The sequence below is a fragment of the Shewanella sp. WE21 genome (assembly GCF_002966515.1).
GTDB classification, from domain to species: domain Bacteria; phylum Pseudomonadota; class Gammaproteobacteria; order Enterobacterales; family Shewanellaceae; genus Shewanella; species Shewanella oncorhynchi.
In genome coordinates, this window is record NZ_CP023019.1 from 4,276,300 (window position 1) to 4,298,359 (window position 22,060).

14 protein-coding genes and 7 pseudogenes are annotated in these 22,060 nt (G+C 42.4%); 11 read left to right on the forward strand and 10 right to left on the reverse strand.

Going from position 1 to position 22,060, the window contains the following annotated elements:
• Nucleotides 1-2 precede the first annotated feature (2 nt).
• Together CKQ84_RS19110 and CKQ84_RS19115 are read left to right on the forward strand one after the other, a co-directional pair.
• Nucleotides 3-1,616 (forward strand): M91 family zinc metallopeptidase, encoded by a 1,614-nt coding sequence (locus CKQ84_RS19110; RefSeq protein WP_105252407.1) that lies wholly within the window; start codon nucleotides 3-5, stop codon nucleotides 1,614-1,616.
• A 344-nt stretch (nucleotides 1,617-1,960) separates the two neighbouring features.
• Nucleotides 1,961-2,201 (forward strand): annotated as a pseudogene (locus tag CKQ84_RS19115) (transposase); the annotation flags it as partial.
• A 76-nt stretch (nucleotides 2,202-2,277) separates the two neighbouring features.
• Here the strand turns inward: CKQ84_RS19115 and CKQ84_RS19120 are convergent.
• Complete coding sequence (locus tag CKQ84_RS19120; protein WP_105252408.1) at nucleotides 2,278-2,514, reverse strand: helix-turn-helix transcriptional regulator; 237 nt, start codon at nucleotides 2,512-2,514, stop codon at nucleotides 2,278-2,280.
• A 155-nt stretch (nucleotides 2,515-2,669) separates the two neighbouring features.
• On the opposite strand from CKQ84_RS19120, the gene CKQ84_RS24070 reads away from it, so the two are divergent.
• From CKQ84_RS24070 to CKQ84_RS19135, 3 genes are read left to right on the forward strand one after another with little or no spacing between them, the layout of a single operon-like run.
• On the forward strand, nucleotides 2,670-2,882 hold the full coding sequence (locus CKQ84_RS24070) for a hypothetical protein (protein ID WP_254053132.1): 213 nt from the start codon (nucleotides 2,670-2,672) through the stop codon (nucleotides 2,880-2,882).
• Nucleotides 2,883-2,891: 9 nt separating this feature from the next.
• Entirely contained in the window at nucleotides 2,892-4,070 is a 1,179-nt protein-coding gene (locus CKQ84_RS19130; RefSeq protein WP_105252409.1) for a tyrosine-type recombinase/integrase, read from the forward strand.
• Nucleotides 4,067-4,942 carry an HD domain-containing protein gene (locus CKQ84_RS19135; RefSeq protein WP_105252410.1) on the forward strand — a complete coding sequence of 292 codons (876 nt, stop codon included), beginning with the start codon at nucleotides 4,067-4,069 and terminating at the stop codon, nucleotides 4,940-4,942. Before CKQ84_RS19130 ends, CKQ84_RS19135 begins: the two co-directional genes overlap by 4 nt.
• A 12-nt stretch (nucleotides 4,943-4,954) precedes the next feature.
• Here CKQ84_RS19135 and CKQ84_RS19140 read toward each other — a convergent pair whose 3' ends face one another.
• From CKQ84_RS19140 to CKQ84_RS19155, 5 genes are all read right to left on the reverse strand, one after another.
• Nucleotides 4,955-7,642, reverse strand: a complete 2,688-nt coding sequence (locus CKQ84_RS19140) for a site-specific integrase (protein ID WP_254053133.1) — start codon at nucleotides 7,640-7,642, stop codon at nucleotides 4,955-4,957.
• 389 nt (nucleotides 7,643-8,031) lie between these two features.
• Nucleotides 8,032-8,832, reverse strand: coding sequence for a hypothetical protein (locus tag CKQ84_RS24075; RefSeq protein ID WP_254053134.1), 801 nt, complete (start codon nucleotides 8,830-8,832; stop codon nucleotides 8,032-8,034).
• 50 nt (nucleotides 8,833-8,882) lie between these two features.
• Nucleotides 8,883-10,304 (reverse strand): hypothetical protein, encoded by a 1,422-nt coding sequence (locus tag CKQ84_RS24080; RefSeq protein WP_254053135.1) that lies wholly within the window; start codon nucleotides 10,302-10,304, stop codon nucleotides 8,883-8,885.
• Nucleotides 10,304-10,918, reverse strand: a complete 615-nt coding sequence (locus tag CKQ84_RS19150; RefSeq protein ID WP_105252411.1) for a hypothetical protein — start codon at nucleotides 10,916-10,918, stop codon at nucleotides 10,304-10,306. The genes CKQ84_RS24080 and CKQ84_RS19150 overlap by 1 nt, the downstream gene beginning before the upstream one ends.
• 509 nt (nucleotides 10,919-11,427) lie before the next feature.
• Nucleotides 11,428-11,739, reverse strand: a complete 312-nt coding sequence (locus CKQ84_RS19155) for a hypothetical protein (RefSeq protein ID WP_105252412.1) — start codon at nucleotides 11,737-11,739, stop codon at nucleotides 11,428-11,430.
• Between the two features lie 229 nt (nucleotides 11,740-11,968).
• On the opposite strand from CKQ84_RS19155, the pseudogene CKQ84_RS19160 reads away from it, so the two are divergent.
• Nucleotides 11,969-12,891: pseudogene (locus CKQ84_RS19160) on the forward strand (IS5 family transposase).
• A 165-nt stretch (nucleotides 12,892-13,056) separates the two neighbouring features.
• Here the strand turns inward: CKQ84_RS19160 and CKQ84_RS19165 are convergent.
• From CKQ84_RS19165 to CKQ84_RS19175, 3 genes and pseudogenes are all read right to left on the reverse strand, one after another.
• Nucleotides 13,057-15,057: a M4 family metallopeptidase gene (locus CKQ84_RS19165; RefSeq protein WP_105252413.1), complete on the reverse strand. Its 2,001-nt coding sequence runs from the start codon at nucleotides 15,055-15,057 to the stop codon at nucleotides 13,057-13,059.
• A gap of 55 nt (nucleotides 15,058-15,112) precedes the next feature.
• A pseudogene (locus tag CKQ84_RS19170) lies at nucleotides 15,113-15,927 on the reverse strand (IS4 family transposase); the annotation flags it as partial.
• Nucleotides 15,914-17,020 (reverse strand): HlyD family secretion protein, encoded by a 1,107-nt coding sequence (locus CKQ84_RS19175; RefSeq protein WP_254053136.1) that lies wholly within the window; start codon nucleotides 17,018-17,020, stop codon nucleotides 15,914-15,916. The gene CKQ84_RS19175 and the pseudogene CKQ84_RS19170, both read right to left, overlap by 14 nt.
• Before the next feature lie 435 nt (nucleotides 17,021-17,455).
• Here CKQ84_RS19175 and CKQ84_RS19185 point away from each other — a divergent pair.
• The 5 genes and pseudogenes from CKQ84_RS19185 to CKQ84_RS19205 form a co-directional block, all read left to right on the forward strand.
• A pseudogene (locus tag CKQ84_RS19185) lies at nucleotides 17,456-18,370 on the forward strand (IS5 family transposase).
• 261 nt (nucleotides 18,371-18,631) lie between these two features.
• Nucleotides 18,632-18,883 (forward strand): annotated as a pseudogene (locus tag CKQ84_RS19190) (ATP-binding protein); the annotation flags it as partial.
• A gap of 252 nt (nucleotides 18,884-19,135) precedes the next feature.
• Nucleotides 19,136-19,553: pseudogene (locus CKQ84_RS19195) on the forward strand (IS6 family transposase); the annotation flags it as partial.
• A 247-nt stretch (nucleotides 19,554-19,800) separates the two neighbouring features.
• Nucleotides 19,801-20,841 (forward strand): cytotoxin, encoded by a 1,041-nt coding sequence (locus CKQ84_RS19200; RefSeq protein ID WP_105252415.1) that lies wholly within the window; start codon nucleotides 19,801-19,803, stop codon nucleotides 20,839-20,841.
• Between the two features lie 132 nt (nucleotides 20,842-20,973).
• Nucleotides 20,974-21,504, forward strand: a pseudogene (locus tag CKQ84_RS19205) (IS5 family transposase); the annotation flags it as partial.
• A 282-nt stretch (nucleotides 21,505-21,786) separates the two neighbouring features.
• Here CKQ84_RS19205 and CKQ84_RS19210 read toward each other — a convergent pair.
• Nucleotides 21,787-22,050 carry a hypothetical protein gene (locus tag CKQ84_RS19210; protein WP_105252416.1) on the reverse strand — a complete coding sequence of 88 codons (264 nt, stop codon included), beginning with the start codon at nucleotides 22,048-22,050 and terminating at the stop codon, nucleotides 21,787-21,789.
• Nucleotides 22,051-22,060 lie beyond the last annotated feature (10 nt).

The following is a 22,060-nucleotide window of genomic DNA, read 5'->3' on the forward strand; positions in this document are numbered from 1 at the left end:
AGATGAAAATACTAAGAAAAGTGTTGCTCGTTATCCTTGTGTTCTCGACATTGATTGGGATCGCTTTTGCCAGTGGTAGTGCTGAGATGGGGCAGTTTTATTCCGTTCCAGATGGTGTAAAAATCATTCATGGCTACAACTCTCAGCAGCTCGGCAATTTGTATCGAGTTTCAACGAATCTTTATGTTCAAACAAAAGATGATGCCTATCTCGAAGATATTAAGTCACTGATTCAAAAGCTTAACCTGTCAACAACTGGACGAGAGGTATTACGCCAAATCGCCACATATACACCAGTAAACGGACCGGAAGACGCAGTTGAGCCTCTTATTGAGCATATTCAAGGTGTGGATATTACAAAGGTGAATATTGTTACCGTGATAAGAGAGCCAGAAAGTGCAGGGTGCTTATTTGAGACTGTACCTTCTACTTTTCCTGATGAAAAAAAAGCATCATTAGTCTTGCAAAGACAATTTGATGGCAAAGGAGTGTCGAATACCATTTTCTTTTCTACGAAGGAAGTGGTCAATATACCTGGAACTAACCAGCCTTTTGATCAGGCTGTCGCTTTGGGGCACGAGTTAATCCATGCCCGGGACTACGCTTCAGGAGCGATGCCTTCTGGTAGTGTGTTATTGAAGCATCGTCATCCTCAGACCGGGCAAATAACGGAATACTCAATTGAAAATGCAGAATATCAAACAACAGGGATATCACATTACAAAAATGTGGAAAATGGAAGAGATGCTGAGACATCGATAAGTGTGCTTCGTAGCGACGCCATTGCGAGGCGTGAAGAAATGTATTTCCGTTGGAAGGCGCGCGGACAGAATAAACCAAAGGCATATCTGAAAAACGAAAAGGTAGTGAGTGAATTTCACTTGGCAGATGATCTTGGTGCCTATAAGAGAAATACATATTGGCCTGCAGGACAGTATCGATATCATTCTTATACGGTAAAGGTGAGACCTGCTGCTGGTTCAATAGCGCCAAAGTGGGACACGCTTGAGGGAAAACAAGCCCATGTTGAAGTACGAAGGGCATTAAACCAGTCTTTGAGCGAGGGTAAAAAGACTGCGATTGTGATTGTTGATGCGACAGAACAACATTTATCTCAGAGTTTACAGAATTCACCTGCGCTGACAAGACGTGGTTTAGGCAACCAAAGTGCGATTTTAAACTACGCAGCAAAGAACAACATTAAAGTGGTAAATGCGTATAGCTCGGAAAACGAAACACCAATAGGTACCCTAAAGAAGAGAAAACGAAGTCGACTCTATCGCGCAATTTCAGGGCAAGCTGAAAGTTCAAATGGATACAAAGACGTCCAGTTTAGTGTTGAGAACCAATCCTTGCTCTTACAAGAGCTTGAGGGACAAGACACTGTACTCGTTATGGCGTATTCAGATGGTCAAATGACAACGAACGTCGTGGATACCTTATCGGAGGATATAAATAGGCAAGTGCTCATTTCACGTCATTCAAACTTGGACTATCAACCCGCCAGTCTGACGCCTGAAGATAGTGCAGCTTGGCTGAGTTTAAAAGAAAAACAGAATGTGAAAATGTTAGGTTCAGGCAGTCGCAGTCGTTTTAATATTTGCAGCATTCAGTAGGTACCATATATTTGGCGTCTAAAATATGCTTTTTTACCCGTGCCATGATGTAAATCCGAAATCTATTACCTTATCACTACATCGACACTTAATGCCTTGAGCAAGTCAGGCTTTAAAATAAATACTGTTGACCGTTTATTCATCAGTGTATATAAATTTGTACCTGATACTTAACATCTTACGTAAACGCTTTATTAACATTGAAATTATCGTTACTCGTGAGAATCAGCTTTGTTTTCTAAATTGATTGAACTAAAACACAGGTGGCTGATCTGAGCAGCATAATCCATTTTCTTCTCTATCAACGTGCCAAAACCACTCACAGGAAACACTATAACTAAGCCTTGATAAACCGAGGTTCGCTTACCTTCTGGATTTATGAAGAGGTTATCGCAATGTGGAAAGAGAAAACTGAGTATTGCAAGAAAGGCCGTCCACGTTTGTTTAGCGACTTAGCTATTATCACAGTGATGGTTAAGCGTATTTTCTCTATGCCACTGCGAGTCCTACAGGGCTTTATCAATTCGGTGTTTAAAAATAGGTCACATCCCATTATCTTGCCCGCATTACACTTACATGAGTAAGTGAGCTAAAACTGTCGATATTCCCTTCAACACCAAAACCCGAAGAGTTACTTATTATTACTTTAAATGTCTAAAAACTAATTTGTACTGGTATCGTCTTCGATATACATCAATAGTTCTCCAGGCTGACATTCAAAATATTTGCACAGAGAATTGATAGTATCAGTGTTGGTGATATTACCCGGCACGTTGGCAATACGAGTCAAAGTTGCTCGGCTAATCCCTGTTTTCTCACTCACTTCTGACAACGTTATGCGGCGCTTTTCCTTGAACGCTTTTTCATCAAGCTGCTTGATGAGGAGGATCCTGATCATGTTCTATCCGTAAGTCTTATTTACCATCCATCATATCAAATGACTCATACATGACGCAAATAAAGCTTGACTTTAATCTTGTGTGCAGTATTGTAATCCCAAAAGATGCAAATGAATCACGAATGAGTCAATTTCGGGTCTATATGGTGGCAAGTATGAATACTTATCTTACGACAGAAGAGTTATCTATAAGGATTAAGTACGACGTTCGGACTATCCGTCAGTGTCTAAAAGATGCTGTGCTGTTTGAAGGTGTACATTACATCCGGCCCTTTGGCGGACGAAAAATTCTCTACATCTGGGAACGAGTTGAGGAGTCTATGCTGCTTGGAGCCTCTGCCCATGATCTGATTAATCAGATGAACTAGGAGGTTACCATGGGAACAGTAAATAGCCGTGATGGGAAACTTTATTTGGATTTTCGCTATAAGGGTGTGCGCTGCCGAGAGCAGACGAGTCTTGTTGATAATTCAACTAATCGGCAGAAGCTAAATAGGTTGCTAACGCTACTCGAACAGCAAATGAAGGCGGGTAGCTTTGATTATGGGCATCATTTCCCTGATAGTCCTAAAGCTGAGTATTTCAGACAACTCGCCAAAGTTAGCCTACTTAAAGCTTCGGGAGGACGGATGCTGTTTGGCACTTTCGCCAACCTTTGGTTAGTTGAAAAGAGAGTTGAGTGGCGAGTCAGTCAAATTGAGACCGTTGAAGGTATCTTGAGGTGTCATCTGTTACCTGCAATGGGGGATAGTATGATTGCCACTATTAGTAAGACTGACATTCTTGGCTTTCGCACTAGGCTGTGCGAACCGGATCTGGTCACCTTAAAAATTTTATCAACCTCTCGGATCAACCATATCATGACATATTTGCGATTGATCCTGAATGAGGCTGCTGAACGTTTTGAATTTCAGAGCCCGTGGCGAAATATCAAGGCGTTACCTATGCCGAGAAGTGAAATTCAGCCATTTTCTCTCAACGAGGTATACAGAATTGTAGAGAATGTAAGAACAGATTTCCGTACTTACTACCTCGTTAGGTTCTTCACGGGGATGAGAACAGGAGAAATCGATGGCCTGACCTGGGAGCATATTGATTTTACAAACAGACTGATCCACATCCGCCAGTCACTGGTTCGTGGCAGCCTTGGCCCAACTAAAACGTCTGGTTCATGCCGAGCTATTGCAATGAACCAGCCTGTATATGAAGCACTTCAGACCCAACGTGAGCAAACCGAGACTCAGAGCAACTTCGTTTTTTGTAACCGGCGTGGTGACGCACTGAGTCATCACAATGTCACCAAACGCGTTTGGTATCCACTGCTGGAAAGTTTGGGGCTCGAAAAGCGAAATCCTTATCAGACAAGACATACAGCAGCAACCCTTTGGCTCGCTGCTGGAGAGAGTCCGGAATGGATTGCTCGACAGTTAGGGCACGCCAATACTGGTATGTTATTTAGGGTTTACTCGCGCTATGTACCTAATTTATTGGGGCAAGACGGTGCAGCATTTGAACGGTTGATTGGCAATGGACCCAAAGGGGAGTCGTCAAAATGAATATCAGATCCCGAACAAATAATGCAGATGACTTGGCCTGGGTTCATCTGATTGAGCGCAGAGAACAGGTAGAGTTGTGGCAATTTAGCTGCTTAAGAGAGTGTTATACTCTTGAACTATCCCCTAATGTTATGGAAGGTGTAGAACCTGACGGGCAACTAGTGATGGTTCAATGGAATCATTGTGATGATTTGCAACGGGTAAAAATAACTTTGAGTATTCCTGAGGTCACTGATAAAGCTGTTGTGCATCATCATTTTAAACTCGTACCAGCAGGTTGTGAGTCGATCATTATCGATATCTGGGGGATTTTGGGGCTTATCCATGATGAGGCATTGAGACGTTTTTACTTAGCAGTGTTACTCAACAATGAGTTGATGGGGCAGTTTTTTACCGCCAGAGCGAGTCGTAGTCACCATCATAATCATTCTTGTGGATTACTGGAGCATAGTCATGAGGTGGCGGTGACAGCGGCTATGCTTTGTTGGCGTTATAATGTAGGGCCCTTGAGTGTATGTGTGGCTTTCATTGGGGGTCTTTTGCATGACATAGGTAAAATTCACCTTTTTTACAATGCAGATACTCGGGATGGCATTGCGGGTTCTCACGAGTCTTACAATTTTATGGTGTTGGCTGGACCATTGGAGGCATTGCATCGTAGTTCCCCCAAGGTTTTTGAGGCGTTGAGTAGTTGCTTTTCGGTCAAGGTAGGGCGCCGCTCAGAGGCTTATCTTCCAGCCTCTATGGTGAGACTATGTGACAATCTATCCATGGAAGTATGTCATTGGCGCACCGCTTTTGCAGACGTGCCTCCCCATCATTGGTACGCACATTCCGCCATGAACGATCAATGGTATAAGCGGCTTGGGTGAGGCGTGGGGGCATTATTTCTGCTCCCATTGCCTTATTTGTTCCGCTTTGAATAGGATGATCGCCAGCCGGTGGAATACGGTTTGCAATGCCGGGGAAGAATATTGGCTTATTGCTTTGCCACCGCTGCTTTTGATGTGTTTTTGTTCATTGGTATGACGTAAAAATAATCTTCCAGCTCCTTCTGGATATTCGTTTATTTTCTGTAACGTGTCGCGAGTTATTTCGATATCGGGGTGACATCGCCACTGATTATATGTTTTGCCATATTGATAACGCAGTTTAAGATGCCAGCGCTTCCAGGTAAAAAGTTGGCTTACCAACGCCATGAATCGCTGAAACTCTGTCGCTTTATCAAAGTATAACCACGTGTGGCTGCTGGTTGTATGCGTTAGACAATACTGAATAGCCCATCGTAATTCGACTTTTCCTTCTTTGCTCGACTTGAGCTTACTACATGCTTGTAACGCTGAATAAATATCCTTTCGATCTGCAATGTCAGTAGGTTCTGCGGGTAGCAGTGCATAGCAACGTTTTTTTGAAAATAATCGGTCAATGCCTTGTGGTGTTTTTAACATCCGAAGTGCAGTTGCAGCATCAAGCCAGCGTTTGACCTGTTCTAGGGGGAGGCGATAATGAAGTGCGACTTCTTGATAGTCATGACCAAGCTCGATCCTCCTGAGTACAGCCAAGGCCTGAATGTAGTGACTGCTTTTTTCAACCTCGTTGTTCTGAAGGACTGTACTCTGACGAATGCTGTTCACTGGTCTCATAAAAGGTGAGAGCCGTTTTCTAAAGAATGGCAGTAAACGTACAGGGGTTACGTTTCCTGATTTTTGCATCACTCTATAACGATGAGGGCGTACTCCAAGTACCACTTTCGCTGCGCCAGCAGGTATTTCTTGGGCATTTACCGCCAAATGGCTGCCCAGCAGTATGTCGGTAAAATGTAAGTAGCTTCTGAATGTTGTGTCTGGGCTGCTATGGCCTGCAAACACAGCCAGCGCAGAATATCTGTCACGTAACCGTCCTTCACCAAATATCAATTTACGTATTATCTTCCGTTGCGAGGGGGTGTACGGCAGCATAGCCTTCAATACTTCTGGCAAGCCGATCAGGTCATCATGGGCAAGAAGCTGAAGTCTGGACAATGCCGTATGGCGTAGATGATACAGTCGATAATAAATACCGCCGGTTAATTGAGACAATATCTCTTTCATCATCAAGGATATTTGACGAGTGTTTAACACTTCAAAGGGATTTCCATCTGCGTGAATGAGCAATTCGGCATAGTGGTTATGGCAAGCCAAAAGACGTTCACTAAGATGGCTTTCCACCAAAAGCTTTTCATTGTCAGTCAGTAAAGGCAATAAAGGCACTTTTCGAAGGGCTGAGTCGGTTTTGTTATGTCCGTGGCGACTTTCACGAACAAATAGCCAGCCGACAGAAGAGGGCTCGATGTCTTTTAGACGCAGTTTGGCGACTTCTCCTGGTCTGAGACCAGTTCGATAAGCAATGATGAGAAAGCACTTTAATATCCGTTTGGCAGCATGGTCTAAGTCTTCTAAATAATCAATTTGACGCAGCAGGGCTGAAAACAGTGCCTCATCAACAATGGCGGCACTCACATGGGGAGTAATATAGCTCCCTTCGCTTAGCGGCTGATTAAGAGGAGGGAGATCAAATTTCTGTTGTGCGAATGAGTGTAGGTTCTCAAATCTACCGGCCTTATAGTGCTGTTCCCGCTGACTGTATGTGCGATTCATAATTTCTTGATAAATATAGATAAAGTCGTCACTACTCAAGCAGTGTAGGTCAACGCCTGCGGTCGCAGCCAACCAGTGGCCTCCAATTGCTCCAAAGTACCTATTAGCTGTTGATACTGCATTTTTCTCAGTATTCAGGTGGTGAATTAGCCATTGAAGAAGGATCTCTTCGTTTAGGCGGAGGCTTGGTTGTGTTAGATCCCGCAACTTACTGACAACATGAATCTTTCCTTGGGATTTTGCGTTATTTTGCTTAAGTATTTCTCTTATTTGATTCGGTAGGTATCGGTTACCTAGCATAGAACTGCGTGATGACGGTGTTGCTGAACTGTTTGTTTGCGTTAGATCATACCATTGCTTGAATTGAGCAAAGCTTCTTACATTGCAGGATCCCGTTGTTCCTTTCAACAATCTGAACCAGTAACCACTTGGTAGAGATGCGCTTTTTTGACGTCCCAACGAATACTCTACCAACACTTGTGGTAGATCGACATTTAGTTGAGTCTCTGCAAAACAAACCCCGCCTTGTCGAAGTTGTGTTATTGGAAGATCAAGCTTGAGTTCAGACTTGATTATCTCTAAACATTTTGTAATTGATTTGGGGTAACGCCAATTTTTGGGTCTGAAACTTAGGAATAGCTTCATCAGACCAAGGCTTATCGGGTCGGGGAAGAACTGAACCTCCACCTGAGCTTCATTGGGCCCCATACCGTCGTGATCGGTATAGAAGTTACTGGCAAAGTCCTTCCCATGATTTGGCCTCAAGGTTAGCCAGCAAAGGTCCTTGTTGCCATTTAATGGTTTATCATCGGTTAATGCTTTAGCCAGAGCAGGCCATAGCGCAGGTCGGTTCAGGCCTCCATAGCAAATACAACTCATCAGCAATCTGGCAAAACATTGCTGGGGATCGGATGTTTTATCAAGATTGTTCAGCAAACCGTGAATTTTTGAAGCGAAATCAGAAGTATTCTGCTACCAGGTCAAACTTCTCAGCGGTCGAACCCTACGAAGGGTGAGATAGTCTGAAGGTGGATTGATCTGCCAAAGTCCTTGTCGGTTACCCGTTTCTAATTGTCTGCAGATAAAAGAATATCCTCGGCGGTATGCTGTTTCCGATTTGAGGACCTTTCGCAGATCCGAGTCAACCTGTGGCCAAACTGCCGAAAATCGATCGTATTTCGGTTGTGTTTCAAACAGTTCAGGTAGATGTTGTTCAAGCACCGCCAGAGCTTGTTTTATTATTTTTATATGACTTTTTTGCCGAGCAGCGGTTCTCGATTGATGCCCCAATAGCCATACTAGGGATTTTTTTTCAGTTGGGAGAATCAGTGGGTTTTCCATGCATCAACCACCGTAATTTCATGAGTGTTCAGTAGCGATTCGATATGCTGAGCGATGCGGTTGAGGTATTGAGTTGATAGCATGCTATGACGACCCATTGACTCTTCTCCGATATCTTCGTGTCCCATCCAACCATCAATTTCTTCCGGAGTAACACCGAGACGCTTTAATTCGCTGCGCATGTGATGTCGCCCCCAGTTGCCAGGCCAAGGTAACTGGTCGCCAAGAAATGCTTTTACTCTAGCAGGCGTGAGTTCTTGCGCAATTTTGGGGATGTTGTCCTGTTCGTGATGTTTTATAAAAAATAGAAGATTTCCGCTGCCAGTAATCGCCGCGTCCGCACGATTGAAAATATCTTCTGCGATGAGCTGACTGCGTTTTTTCAACTCTTGAAGATGTTGTAGATAGTGTTCAAGTTGCTTCACTGCAGTCTTTGGGAGTATCAATGTTCTAGCAGATATCCCATGACGGTTTTCTTTATCGCTTATCCACCAAGAGTTGTTATGGTTGTTGAAATCGGTACGCTGTCCCATTGGTGCGTTAACATCGCGGTGACCGGTTGCAAAAGTCAGAAGAGCCCATACGTAGCAGACATAGTGATTATGTAGTGTCGTGAGTTCTTCCAAAGAATGCTTTCGCGGGCGAGGAATTTGACTTCTCAGTATGCGGAAAAAATTGTGCAAAGTCTGGGGAGGGAGATGTAATGCACTGCCCAGTTGCTTTTTGATGGGCTTAGCTATGGGGAGTTGCGGGTCGATCTCAGCCATGTTGAATATTGAAATCACGTAAGCGCCGTAGTTTTCAATCAGTTTATCTGCATCGAAATTTGAATAACTCAGCGCAGGCTGGTTTCGGGGGCTCGCCCTTTTATCAGTCCAACTTCGGCTCTATCTAGCCCATTATTGAGATACCAGTGCTCCATAAATCGGGTAATTCTTCCAAGACTTAAACGGCATCGATGTCGCTCGTTAATGTTATGAATGACTGACTTTAAGTATTCCGTGCCCACGTTTTGAGTAAGCTGACCTTGTAATATTTTAGGGAGAGGTAGTACCAAACGATTTGTTGTATTTTTCAAGCACTTTTCTAGTCTTCCATCTTGTTTACTTGCTGGCACAGAGTAGCTTAGATACAGGCAAGGGTGATTTTTGTAGTGTTTTAGAAAAAATGCATTTGAAGATTGTGCTAGTGAAATAGGATCTCGACCACATAGAAGACTCAAAAGCAGGGCTGAACAGCTTTCGGGGTCTGCTCCATTCATAATTCCATCGGTCGTGAAGCGAATGAGCTGGTGTATATCCCATTCGGTAAGTTGATTGTAACTGCAGCTTAACGATAACTGCATAATGCTCAATTTTTCGGTCAGACATTGATGCTGTATAGCACGGACTGCTCTTGATAATGGGGAACGGTTTGTTTTTTGATTATGTGTCAAGGTACTCTCTTCAATACGAAATGTTCGGCCTGCTTTTATCGATATAGCCTCATCTCGTTCTTGTGCAGTCGTCGCTTTTGGGGAGATGACACACAGTTCTTTAACCTCTAGACCTGTGTCTTCAAATGCATCAATGGGATTGAGTTCGATGAAGGTGTCAGAGTCCGAAGTAGGAGGAATTCTAATTCTTCTTCGTCGTCTTTCGGTCCAAGATAGTGCGTCTCTAAGCACTAAATCCAGGTAACCAATACCGTATTCTTGCAGGGCAGGATACTTATGCTTACGTAGTTCTTTAAGTGCAGATACCAGTAGTTCTATTGATGATGTTTCATCCAATTCTGGCAATATATCCAATAGCTTTCGATGCCTAGGGTCCATCGCGACCAGACGTAACTCTCGTAATGCATTTTCATTTCCGGAGGCTGCGATTTGTTGATTGTGGGTATAGCGAATGAAGCAAGCGATTAGAACGATAGATTGGTATGCCGTGTATTTTGTTATCCATTGTGGTGTTACATTGGGTGGTAACACTGCACAAATGGTGGCAGCAAATGGATATGATGTAAGATGCTTATTTTTCTTTAAAATTCCAAATATTTCAGTGTTGCTCACTGAGCCTGAAGATGTTTTTGTTATCAGAACCTTTACTAACCTATGCATCAGTTCAAATTGTTCCCAATAGCCTGCTGGAAATGCTTGAATACTGTAGGCGAGTTGCATTAACAGAGTTTGCTTGAGCTCTGGATTTAAATGCTCTGGCACAAGCCATTTGTTTAATAATTCCTTTAATTTTTTGCTGATGTTGCGTGCCGGAGGAGTCATTATTTGGGCTCCCATGGCATTGTTAATTCGGAGACAATATCGACAGAATCAGATGTTGGACATTTAGGAGACTGGCGTTGCCGCTGCTGAACCAGAGTGCCTCTCGAGATAGATAACAAATCACAAAATAGCTGGTCAGGTAGTGTATTTCTCTCAAAGAGTTCGCGTGAAAACTGCTCTGGCAGGCCATGGCGCCAGGCATCAATAAAAAACGCAACATTTTTAGAATTGATGGATAAACAGAGCAGTTGCAATAGTGACAACCACGCCTTTTTCTCAATCATTTCAGGTGTCAGTTGGTCTTGAATGTTTGCTTCGTAAATCAGCAAAGTTCCTTCTGGTGGGCGTCCGTTATCCCAAAAACTTGCTGCCCAAATAGGACTATAAAACTGAAATGTTCTGCCGCGATGTTTTGCCTTATTGCTTTTTACTCTCGAATCTATGTGCCCCAAACAATATATTGTTTGGGAGGCAAATTCAGACCTAATACTTGCAGGTAGGGCATGATTATTACAGAGTGCCGGGAATGATTGCATTACATCGAATGCATTTCTCGCTGCGGGATGTAAAATTAACTCATGCTTATCTTGGAACTTCAAAATCATTTGGGCCATCAGAATTCCATTTCGTGTGATTACGTCCTTCCTTTAATATAGCGCTCACTTTTTCATCTCCCAATTCAGATCAAATATTGATCACGAAAAAGATCGATTTTTGTGATGGTGATCGGTTTTTCCTTAATCGAATTTATGAACAAACCCCTAAAATTGTTTAAATATTAAACTGCACAATGAGTTTCAGGCATTCCTAGTCCTGTAAGCTTGTTTAAAGCCTTAATCATGGTGTACGTTGTATGCTGTTTCCGTATACGCGAGCGTTGCTGTGAATTGGCTAACTTTTGCCCCAAAAATACTTAGAGTAATTACTCCCTCGATCTTTATTTATCTGTGATTGCCCTATAAAAACTAATATGAATAGACAAGTTTTCACGTCACCTTCCTCTAGAAGCAATTACTGAGTATAGTGAGCACTCCAAGCTGTTCATCAGGTGCCGTCTATCAGGCAAAAGTGAGCGTGTGAATCACTCTAGGTGAGATTGATTCACACGCTAAAATCTACAATGTTATGTATTTTTAGTTTTTAAAGCCGTGGTCAAATACTGTTGGCCACTACACAGCGTAAGATCGAGAACTTTTTCTGGAGAATATTTACTTAAAATATGTACTCCACTTTCATTATGCTGACCAATTTTATTTAAGGTTTTTAGTATCCGTTGTTTTTTAACTATATTGTTAGTGCTTAAAATCGTTTGCTGTAGTCGACTTATATCAACTGCCTTTATTTTCTTTACATCCAGCTTTTCTAATTTTTGTAATTCGCAAGTTGATACATTTAAACTCAACAAGGCTCTATTGGAAAGTGCGGAACTAAACATTAAATAAAACTCCAAAATAATTTAATCATACAAGTAGTATTGTCGTCACAAAAAATGACTAATTTCACGAGATTAATTATGAAATATCAGGTAAAAACCTACCTTTACCTACTTCTTTTTGGGTTCTGTCGCAAATTGAGATCTTGCCGGGCTTTGTTTCCTAAATAGGTTGAACTAAAACCGTAGCCGCAGATCTGATCGTCATCGCCTATCAACTTACCCATCAACCGTGTCAAAACCTCGCTATAAAACAACCCACTGGAAGCAATACAACCAAGCCTTAATCAACCGAGGTTCACTTACCTTCTGGATTGATGAGGATGCAATTGCTAAGTGGAAAGCCAAGGTCGAGCAGTCAAAAGAAAGGTCGCCCTCGAGTGTTTAGTGGCTTAGCCATTACCACTGCGTTGATGGTTAAGCGTATTTTCTCTATGCTACTGCGAGCCTTACAGGGCTTTATCTATTCGGTGTTTAAACTGGGTGACATCCCATTATCTTGCCCGCATTACACCTGTATCAGTAAACGCGCGGAAACGGTCAATATTGCTTTTAAAACCAAGACTCGCGGCGCCATTGAGCACTTAGCTATCGACTCGACAGGCTTGAAGGTCTATGGCGAAGGTGAGTGGAAAGTGAAGAAACATGGCACAGATGGAAAGCGCCGAGTGTGGCGTAAACTGCATATTGCCGTAGATACACATAGCCATGAAATTATTGCTGCAGAACTCAGTTTATCAGGTGTCACAGACGCTGAAGTGATGCCCAATTTACTTAAGCAAACCCATCGAAAAATCCGCAATATCTCGGGTGATGGTGCTTACGACACGAAAGCCTGTCACGAAGCCGTTCGTCGAAAACGCGCTTTAGTGCTCATTCCCCTAGGGAAGGTGCTGCGCTATGGGAACAAGGGCATCCACTAAACTTAGCCGTCAGTTGGCAATAGCTTCATGCTCAAATAAGCAGTGGAAAAAACGGTATGGTTATCATCGCCGTTCAATCTCAGAAACTGCCATGTACAGGATAAAACAACTGCTAGGAGGCACGTTGAGCATGCGGAATTATAACGCTCAAGTGGGAGAAACTTACGCGATGATTAGGGCTTTGAACAAGCTTACTGGACTAGGTATGCCTGAAACCCACTATGTAGCTTGATATTTGAACAATGATGAGAGTTTTGTTCGCTGACTCGATTTCGGAAACAAAGCCCATCACCGCTGGCCAAACCGAGTTTAGTTTGGCCAGTTTATGTTTCTTAGCTTCCTTTCGGTACTGTTTTTATACCAAAAATATGCTCAGATAAGCTTTACAGCCACTGAATTACTTACAACTGCCTTGATAATTCCAATACCAATAATTATCGAATGGATCTGCTCCCCAATTATCTTGAATTGCAGTAAAACGATGTCCGTTGTATTGAACTTGCATACCCGTAGGGTAGTAATAAGAAGGGGACCACTCGCTCAGAGTAGTACATAAATCTTGAGGTTCGGGTGGAGCGGGTAATGAACCTTCTGCAATCACAACAAGGTGAGTATCTACAGAACGGTCAGCGCTAGTAATTAATATATAAATATCAGCTCCTTTTATACCACTAAAACCACAATATTCGTCATTAGTCTGGTTACGAGAAACGCAATCAAAGTCATTCATCGATGCAGGTCTATTAATTGCTACATAAAGATCAACGTTGCCATTACCAAGGTATGTATAAACTGAGGCTTCATCCGTTGAAATATTTTTCAGAACATAATGTTGTTCATTACCATAATTAGCATCGATGATTACTGGTTTATTACTCGATAATGTAACAATGTTAGGTTTTGGCTGTGGAGTAGGTTCTGGTTGGCCTGAACCACAGTTTTGTACTTGGATCCCAACTTGAGCAAAGGCACTGCTTACGGCAGAGGTTTCATAACCGAGTTTATGTGCTGCTTTGCAAACGCCATCTGCACCTTGCTGAAAGCTCGAATTTGGTCGCCAATACAGTTGATTAGCCGTTGCATAAGTAATGAAGGCTTGCTTAATATTCCAGCCATGGCTGGTTGCAAGATGGTAAAACGCTTTGTTGAAAATCCCTGAGCTATGGTGGACGTCTATACCTTGATAATACTGGTTAATATGGTCAATCGACTTGCCGTCTCGACTTGGGCGAATGAAATAACGCATCGCGTCTGAATATTTCATCACGTGCTCACCCATCTTCCAGCTAAAGCTACCATGAACATATTCACTTAATGCTGCGGCTGCAACATCAGAAAAGGATTCATTCATCCCGCCAGACATTCCACGATACTCTAGACCTGAATTTTGCTCAGTAAACCCATGACTCACTTCATGTGCAATCACATCCCGTGTCGCAAGTGGATACATTGATTGATTACCATCACCAAAGGTCATCTGACGGCCATCCCAGAATGCATTAGCGTAGTTATAACCGTAATGAACACGCATTGTGAGTTTCTGCTGAATAGGTCGAGTATTGAGCCATTCCATATACATGTCAAAAACACGTTGGCCAAAGTAGTGAGCGTCATTCATTGGAGCATAAGCTCCGTTAATAGCCCGATGGTTGTTGACGTGACAATCAAATTGATGGGCCAATCCACCATACTGTTGATTATTCATATTGAGCGTAACAACATTAGCACTATCCATGCGACAGTCTTTGCTAACTTGGAAACCACCGTATTTTGTATTAGCACCAAAGTAGTAGCGGCCACTTTTTTGATTACCGCCTGGCCCCTCGGCTTCAATAAAAGTCAGGCCTTCCCACTCATCAAGTATTTGGCCTGATTTAGCATCGACTAAGGTTATTGGGCGAGATGGTGTCATTCCTGTTCGAGAGAGAAGGTCAACTTTATAGACTAAATAAGCGGTTTGTTGATCATCTAACCAAATCATCAATTCAGTCTGTGCATCCTGCACACTTGTAGCAGCAATACCTTGCAGCTTTCCTTTGGCTGCATCGATTGCTTGGTCAACATTAATCATCGGTAAAGTTGAACCAATATCTGATTCAATCCCCGTTAAGACTTGGCCATCTATTGCCTTTGCAAAACCACGATTAGAAACATCCGTAACCACAAAATGACCGTAGACAGGAAGTCCATAATGGAGCTGTTGTTTACGGACGAGTGTTTCCTTCCCTACTTTAACTAAGTTTGCATCACGATAGCTCAGTGGTTGCGAAGAAGCCGAGAATCCTTTTGTATTATTTGCGTTGATCACCTTTGATAGATCGATTTGTGAATAGTCAATTAAATTGGCAGCCTGTACCGAAAATACGGCCGACAATAATATTAGTATAATAATAGGCATAGCTTTCCTTTTCCTTTTCATTGTGTATTTAAATGCATAATGCTCAGGGATCCCCTCATAAATCAGCCATGGCATAACCATGTTTGAGCAGCTGATTTGCGAACGATACCCAGGATGCAAGTAACTCTTTTTCCGTCACGTCATAATTAGGCCGCCTCAGTACCTCCAAACCCAAGCGAATCGTTAACAGTACCGTACGATGCCGAACGGTATTAGCCTGGAAATGCCTATCCCAGCCCAGTTGCAGTGCATGTAACCCAACTAGCCACAACAGGCATTGAACCATTAATGATATCAGCAGGATTATGTCTAATCGCTCAGGACTGTTTGTACGACTTTGGCGTAAACCAAGGCCGTATGCAGGGCTTTTGAGATCTCGAAATTTTGCCCCAATTTGCATGCGCTTGGCATACAGGTTTACAAGCTGTTTTGGCGTCCGAGACTCTGGTGGCAAGTTGGTGGCTAACACCCAATTTTCTCTAGCCGATGTTGAGTACATTTTTGCGGATGGATGGTGGCAGTTAGTCCTCATTGAACGCTGATTTTTTCGCCCCTTAGGCTTGCCACGATAAAACGCGAGATGGCAATTAATAGGGTTGGTTTTGGTCAACGTCTTACAGCCAAGGTTCTTCGCTCGACCACTTGCCAAGTGATGTATGCTGCGAACTGAACGCCAATTTTCTGCGCCAATCTCTGCAAATTGAACCGTACCGCTAATACGGATTAGCCAAAACCAACCATGGGCCTCAACCTCCTTATACCAAGGCAATTTGAACCCTCGTCAGTCACGATTACTGGGGTAACATGACAAGGTAAAATCTTGGCTAAATCTGCCAAAAAACCTTTGTGGGCCGCACTAGAGCATTGTTCTTATGCGGTAAACAGGCTCTGATAACTTAACGGGTAAATCGGCTTCACCATCGAGAAGTAGCGCTTTATCTATGCGCAATACCTCACTGCGCAGAAAACCAAACCGTTGATAAGGAAATGCATCAAAGCGCAATCTAGCCTCATCAGCCTGTTTAACAAACCCCGCATTTCTTGTTGGTAGTAATAACTCAGCAACCAATGAAGAGCCTTTTGGGATAATGCTCATCAATGGACGATTGCTGTCAATTAACTCACCCTCAACAACACTAACTGCCGCCACAGTACCTGATTCTTGAGCGCGTATAACAAATATGTAACTATTCTCCGCTTCATTTAATTGTCTTTGAATATCAGATTGGCGCTTATGAACATTTGACTGTTTTAAATTAAATTGGAACGGTAAGCTCGCTAATTCAGAGTGAGTTTGATTTAACTCGCGGTCAATCGATATCTTGTTCGACTCTAAGTTTTCCATTTCTTGCTTTACTTCAATTAATTTAGATAATTGAAGCTGATAATCAAGCTCTGATAAATAACCATCTTTGTAGAACTTGTCGTGTTGTTTTTTCTGTGCAACTTGTATGTTCAATTTTTCTGCTAACAACTGTTTTTGTCTAGATAATACTTTCATCGACTCCGATAAGTCAGATAACCTTTTTTTGAGTCTAAGAGTCTCAGCTGTATTCAGCTTTGTGTTGTTATCTAATTCTTGATTTAAAATACTTTGCTGTTGTTTTAACTCACTTATCAGTGTTTCGCTTAACTCAAAACCAGATATCATGCTGCTTCTTATTATGACAGTGACTAATGGGTCACCAGCATTGACATCACTACCTTCCTTTACGTGCAATATATCCACATTACCATTGCGATTAGCATGGGTTTTTATCACACCTTTATCGGGGACTAGATATCCGTGAACCGTTTCCTTGCGAGCGTAATGTGAAAAATATAAAAATAAAATTATCGCAGTAACTATTAATAATATAGATAGGGATACGGTATATATAGAAAGAGGTTGAGCTAAAGATATATCTCCATAAAGCCGTTGCTTTTGTTCGTCTACAACCTGCTGACGAAATAAATTTGACATAAGTTTCCTTTAACATTGGATCATTTTGGCTTGAATAATTAGCAGTTGCAATGGTGTTACCTGTTGGTTATCCGAAGCACATTAGTTTCAAATGTATCAAATTGAAATAATACTTTAGTGCTAATTCTTTTTATGACTTAAATTTATTGCTATCCAATAATAAATAAATATATTTCGCGGCCATATTGTTTTTTATTATGTTTACATTGTTTCTGTTTTGTTTTTCTTTGGTTGCGGCTATTGTTTTTTTGATTTTTATTTGTTTAATTTGATTGTGTTTTCGTTGGTGGCTTCTGCTTTGTGTAGTGGCACACTCAAGTTGATAGAGTTAAAAGGTGTATCTCACACTCCGATGGGCTTTGTTTCCTAAATAGGTTGAACTAAAACTGTAGCCGCAGATCTGATCGGCATAGCCTATCAACTTACCCATTAACCGTGTCAAAACCTCGCTATAAAACAACCAACTGGAAGCAATACAACCAAGCCTTAATCAACCGCGGTTCACTTACCTTCTGGATTGATGAGGATGCAATTGCTAAGTGGAAAGCCAAGGTCGAGCAGCCAAAGAAAGGTCGCCCTCGAGTGTTTAGCGACTTAGCCATTACCACTGTGTTGATGGTTAAGCGTATTTTCTCTATGCCACTGCAAGCCTTACAGGGCTTTATCAATTCGGTGTTTAAACTGGGTGACATCCCATTATCTTGCCCGCATTACACCTGCATCAGTAAACGCGCGAAAACGGTCAATATTGCTTTTAAAACCAAGACTCGCGGCGCCATTGAGCACTTAGCTATCGACTCAACAGGCTTGAAGGTCTATCGCGAAGGTGAGTGGAAAGTGAAGAAACATGGCACAGATGTAAAGCGCCGAGTGTGGAGTAAACGGCATATTGCCGTAGATACGCATAGCCATGAAATTATTGCCGCAGAACTCAGTTTATCAGGTGTCACAGACGCTGAAGTGATGCCCAATTTACTTAAGCAAACCCATCGAAAAATCCGCAATATCTCGGGTGATGGTGCTTACGACACGAAAGCCTGTCATGAAGCCGTTCGTCGAAAACGCGCTTTAGTGCTCATTCCACCTAGGGAAGGTGCTGCGCTATGGGAATAAGGGCATCCACGAAACTTAGCCGTCAGTAGGCAATAGCTTCATGGCTCAAATAAGCAGTGGAAAAAACGGTATGGTTATCATCGCCGTTCAATCTCAGAAGCCGCTATGTACAGGATAAAACAACTGCTAGGAGGCACGTTGAGCATGCGGAATTATAACGCTCAGGTGGGAGAAACTTACGCGATGATTAGGGCTTTGAACAAGCTTACTGGGCTAGGTATGGGCTTTGTTTCCTAAAAGCACCAATAACTACAGAGTGCTTCCTGAGCGCCAGCATGGCGCTTAAAACCCTTGTTTCATCGTCAGCCGTTTATCTGTAATCAGAATATTATTTTGATTTCAACCCGAAAAATATTGGATTTCACTATTAGGAAACAAGGCCCTAGGTATGCCTGAAACCCACAGTGTAGCTTGATATTTGAACAATGATGAGAGTTTTGTTCGCTGACTCGATTTAGGTAACAAAGCCGCGGCTAGATCTGATTTTACGACAGAACCGGATACCTACCGTTCGGCAGAGAAGAGGCTAATCTGTTCTTCAACGTCATCGCCAAGCGCTACGAACAAGGTAGCATCATTGTTACCAGTAATTTGCCGTTCTCGCAGTGGTCAAGGGCGTTCGCCGACTATACGACATTAACAGCGGCGTTACTGGATAGGTTACTGCATCACTCGCACATCGTGCAGATTAGCGGTGAGAGCTATCGACTCAGAGGAAAAAGGCCGCAGGGACTATCCCGACGGTATTAGAAACGCTGACTGTCGGTAAGAAATAATTACATGGGAGAGTCTATTTTATTTCGGCGATAATGTCGAAAAGTGGGTCAATTCTAAACTGGCGTTGACACTGGTATCTTTCTTTGATTGTCAGTTGCTTATACTGGTTACCCATAGGGTACCTTGGTGGATTGTGTGAGAACCTGAAGCATATATGCAACAGATATACCAAAGTGTGTCGGTTATTCTTGAGATCTAAGTTATGAAATGATTTAATCAACAGCGCACTCAACACTGAATCGTTGGGTTATCAAATATGCACCACAGCTTGAAGCTAAATTCAGAATGAGCAAGCGTTGAGTATTTGGCTCATGGCGAATGGATGAAACCTACATAATAATTAAGGGTCAGTGGGTTTACTATTATCGTGCAGTGGATAAGTGGATAAATTCGGTGCTGTGATTGATTTTTACTTAAGTGAAACCCGTGATGAGCCTGCCGCGCACGCTTTTTTCACTAAAGCTATCAATCAACATGGCTTACCTGAGAAGGTAGTCATTGATAAAAGTGGCGCTAATGCAGCAGCGTTAGATACTCTGTGGCTATCTACTCTTTATGATTGAGGTGCTTACCGTTAAATATTTGAATAATATAGTCGAGTAAAGCCACCGAAAAGTGAAGGGGAAAATGCATCAATGCCTAGGTTGGAAGTCCTGGGAAGGGGCGGAGTCGACATTGGCTAGCGTTGAGCTTTGGTCCATGATTAAGTTGAGGCAAATGGACAAGGCTTAAATGATGACTCCATGGGAACAAATTTATTCTTTAACTGCCTAGTTGTATCTGAGGGATACTGTCCCCGCTATTTGGAGCGGCAAGATCTCAATTTGCGACAGAACCTTGTTGGGGGGAGGTCGTTCTGAATTACGTTATTCAATTATTTTTAGAGATTTATGATATTACCATCTGCTATAACATTTTCTACTGTACCTCCTGTTCAACGAGTTTCTGATGGAGTAGGGGCAAACGGGAATAATTTTGCTGCCAATATAAAAAGCATACGAAATATTCTTAGTTTAAACGACGTTCATGGTAGGCCTGGTCATCTGGTGGGATCAGGTTCTTCAGTTGAAACTAAATCGTTATCGCCGGCTATACAACCGATTTCTGCGGCATTAGTGATAAGCTATGTGGATATTGAGCCGAAAAAAAACAACAGAATTATAGCGGGTCAAGAAAGGGATATTAAAGGATCTGAGTTAGCTTTTGAAAGCAAAGAAAAAGTATCTGGTACAGGAAAATCTGTTTCACCTTTGGCTTTGCTTTCTAGCGAATATTTTAAGAAGAAAGCTGTTGTGGGGGATTTGATTACTAGTCAGCTGCGTAGTTTGTCTCCAAGGACCCAAGATGAAGTTATAAATGGCGGTAACCTAATCTTCACTGGATTAGAAGTGAAGCACAAATTCGGTAGTTTTGGTGCTTTACGTATTGTTGATACTTACGCAGGCATCATGCCAAAACAAGAGACTTCGATTTCCGCTTATTGGGTACCACAGGGAAAATCAATTGATGTGCCGAAACATCCAAGACAAGGGATAGATCCTGAGATAATCCTTACTCCAAGCTTTAGTGGCTGTTCGTTTGTGGCTGATGAGCTTGCAGGAGAAAAACTTAGGATTTACCACGTGGAGGGCAATAAGGAGAATGTCCAATATAATGATAATGATGACCATGGTTTAGGTCTGCTTGGTTATATGAGCTACAAAGATTACGGATATAACGAGAAAGATGGGAAAACAATAGAAAATGTTACGGGTTTTGCCTTTATGGCCTACAATCATGAGACTTCAGTGTGGGACATGCATTTTCAGAAACAAGAACATCCTCCAAGTATAATGTCATACCAGGAAAAATCAGGTGAATATAAATTCACGACTATGGTTGCCAAAGGCGAACGCATTGTCGGAGATAGCAAGGTGGAAATTAAATATTAGGTAAGCGTCCGGGCCAGGGGTAGTGTTCAAATTTCTGTGTCATTTCTTTAAGGGCTTTGTTTCCTAAATAGGTTGAACTAAAACCGTAGCCGCTGATCTGATCGGCATCGCTTATCAATTTACCCATCAACCGTGTCAAAACCTCGCTATAAAATAACCAACTGGAAGCAATACAACCAAGCCTTAATCAACCGCGGTTCACTTACCTTCTGGATTGATGAGGATGCAATTGCTAAGTGGAAAGCCAAGGTCGAGCAGCCCAAGAAAGGTCGCCCTCAAGTGTTTAGCGACTTAGCCATTACCACTGTGTTGATGGTTAAGCGTATTTTCTCTATGCCACCGCGAGCCTTACAAGGCTTTATCAATTCGGTGTTTAAACTGGGTGACATCCCATTATCTTGCCCGCATTACACCTACATCAGTAAACGCGCGAAAACGGTCAATATTGCTTTTAAAACCAAGACTCGCGGCGCCATTGAGCACTTAGCTATCGACTCGACAGGCTTGAAGGTCTATGGCGAAGGTGAGTGGAAAGTGAAGAAACATGGCACAGATGGGAAGCGCCGAGTGTGGCGTAAACTGTATATTGCCGTAGATACACATAGCCATGAAATTATTGCTGCAGAACTCAGTTTATCAGGTGTCACAGACGCTGAAGTGGTTGTTTGCGCAGTTGATGGGTTATATCGAGGTGTTCTACTCCTACAGCTTTATTTCTATATTTCTATCGATTTCGGAGACAAGGTCACGAATACACTCTTCACTGCAGGATATGGAAAACTCATCTTTTTTGCTGCTTTAAAATATTTTGGCTACAGAGTGTAATTTCGTGTGAGTACATATTTGCATTAAACATGAAGTTAACACTATTTTTAGTTGTCAAAATTGATCAAGTATTGATCCGTAAAAAGACGGTTTTTCGTGACCGTGACCACCAAGTTGTCGTTAATTGTCATTAATTAACAGTCTGATGGTCATGTGAATAATGCTAATTAAATCAATTGACAGCAATTTAGGTAAAATAGGTAACGCGTTAAAATCCATATCTGCACGGCCTGTCACGCCGGGGGTCGCGGGTTCGAGTCCCGTCCGCTCCGCCAAATTGCAAAAAGCCCCATCGAAAGATGGGGCTTTTTGCTTTTTACTGATCTCCTTAATTTCTGCGCTGTTCATCTTATTAGCGATGAGACTCGATTCAAATGTCAGCAAGGATCACGCT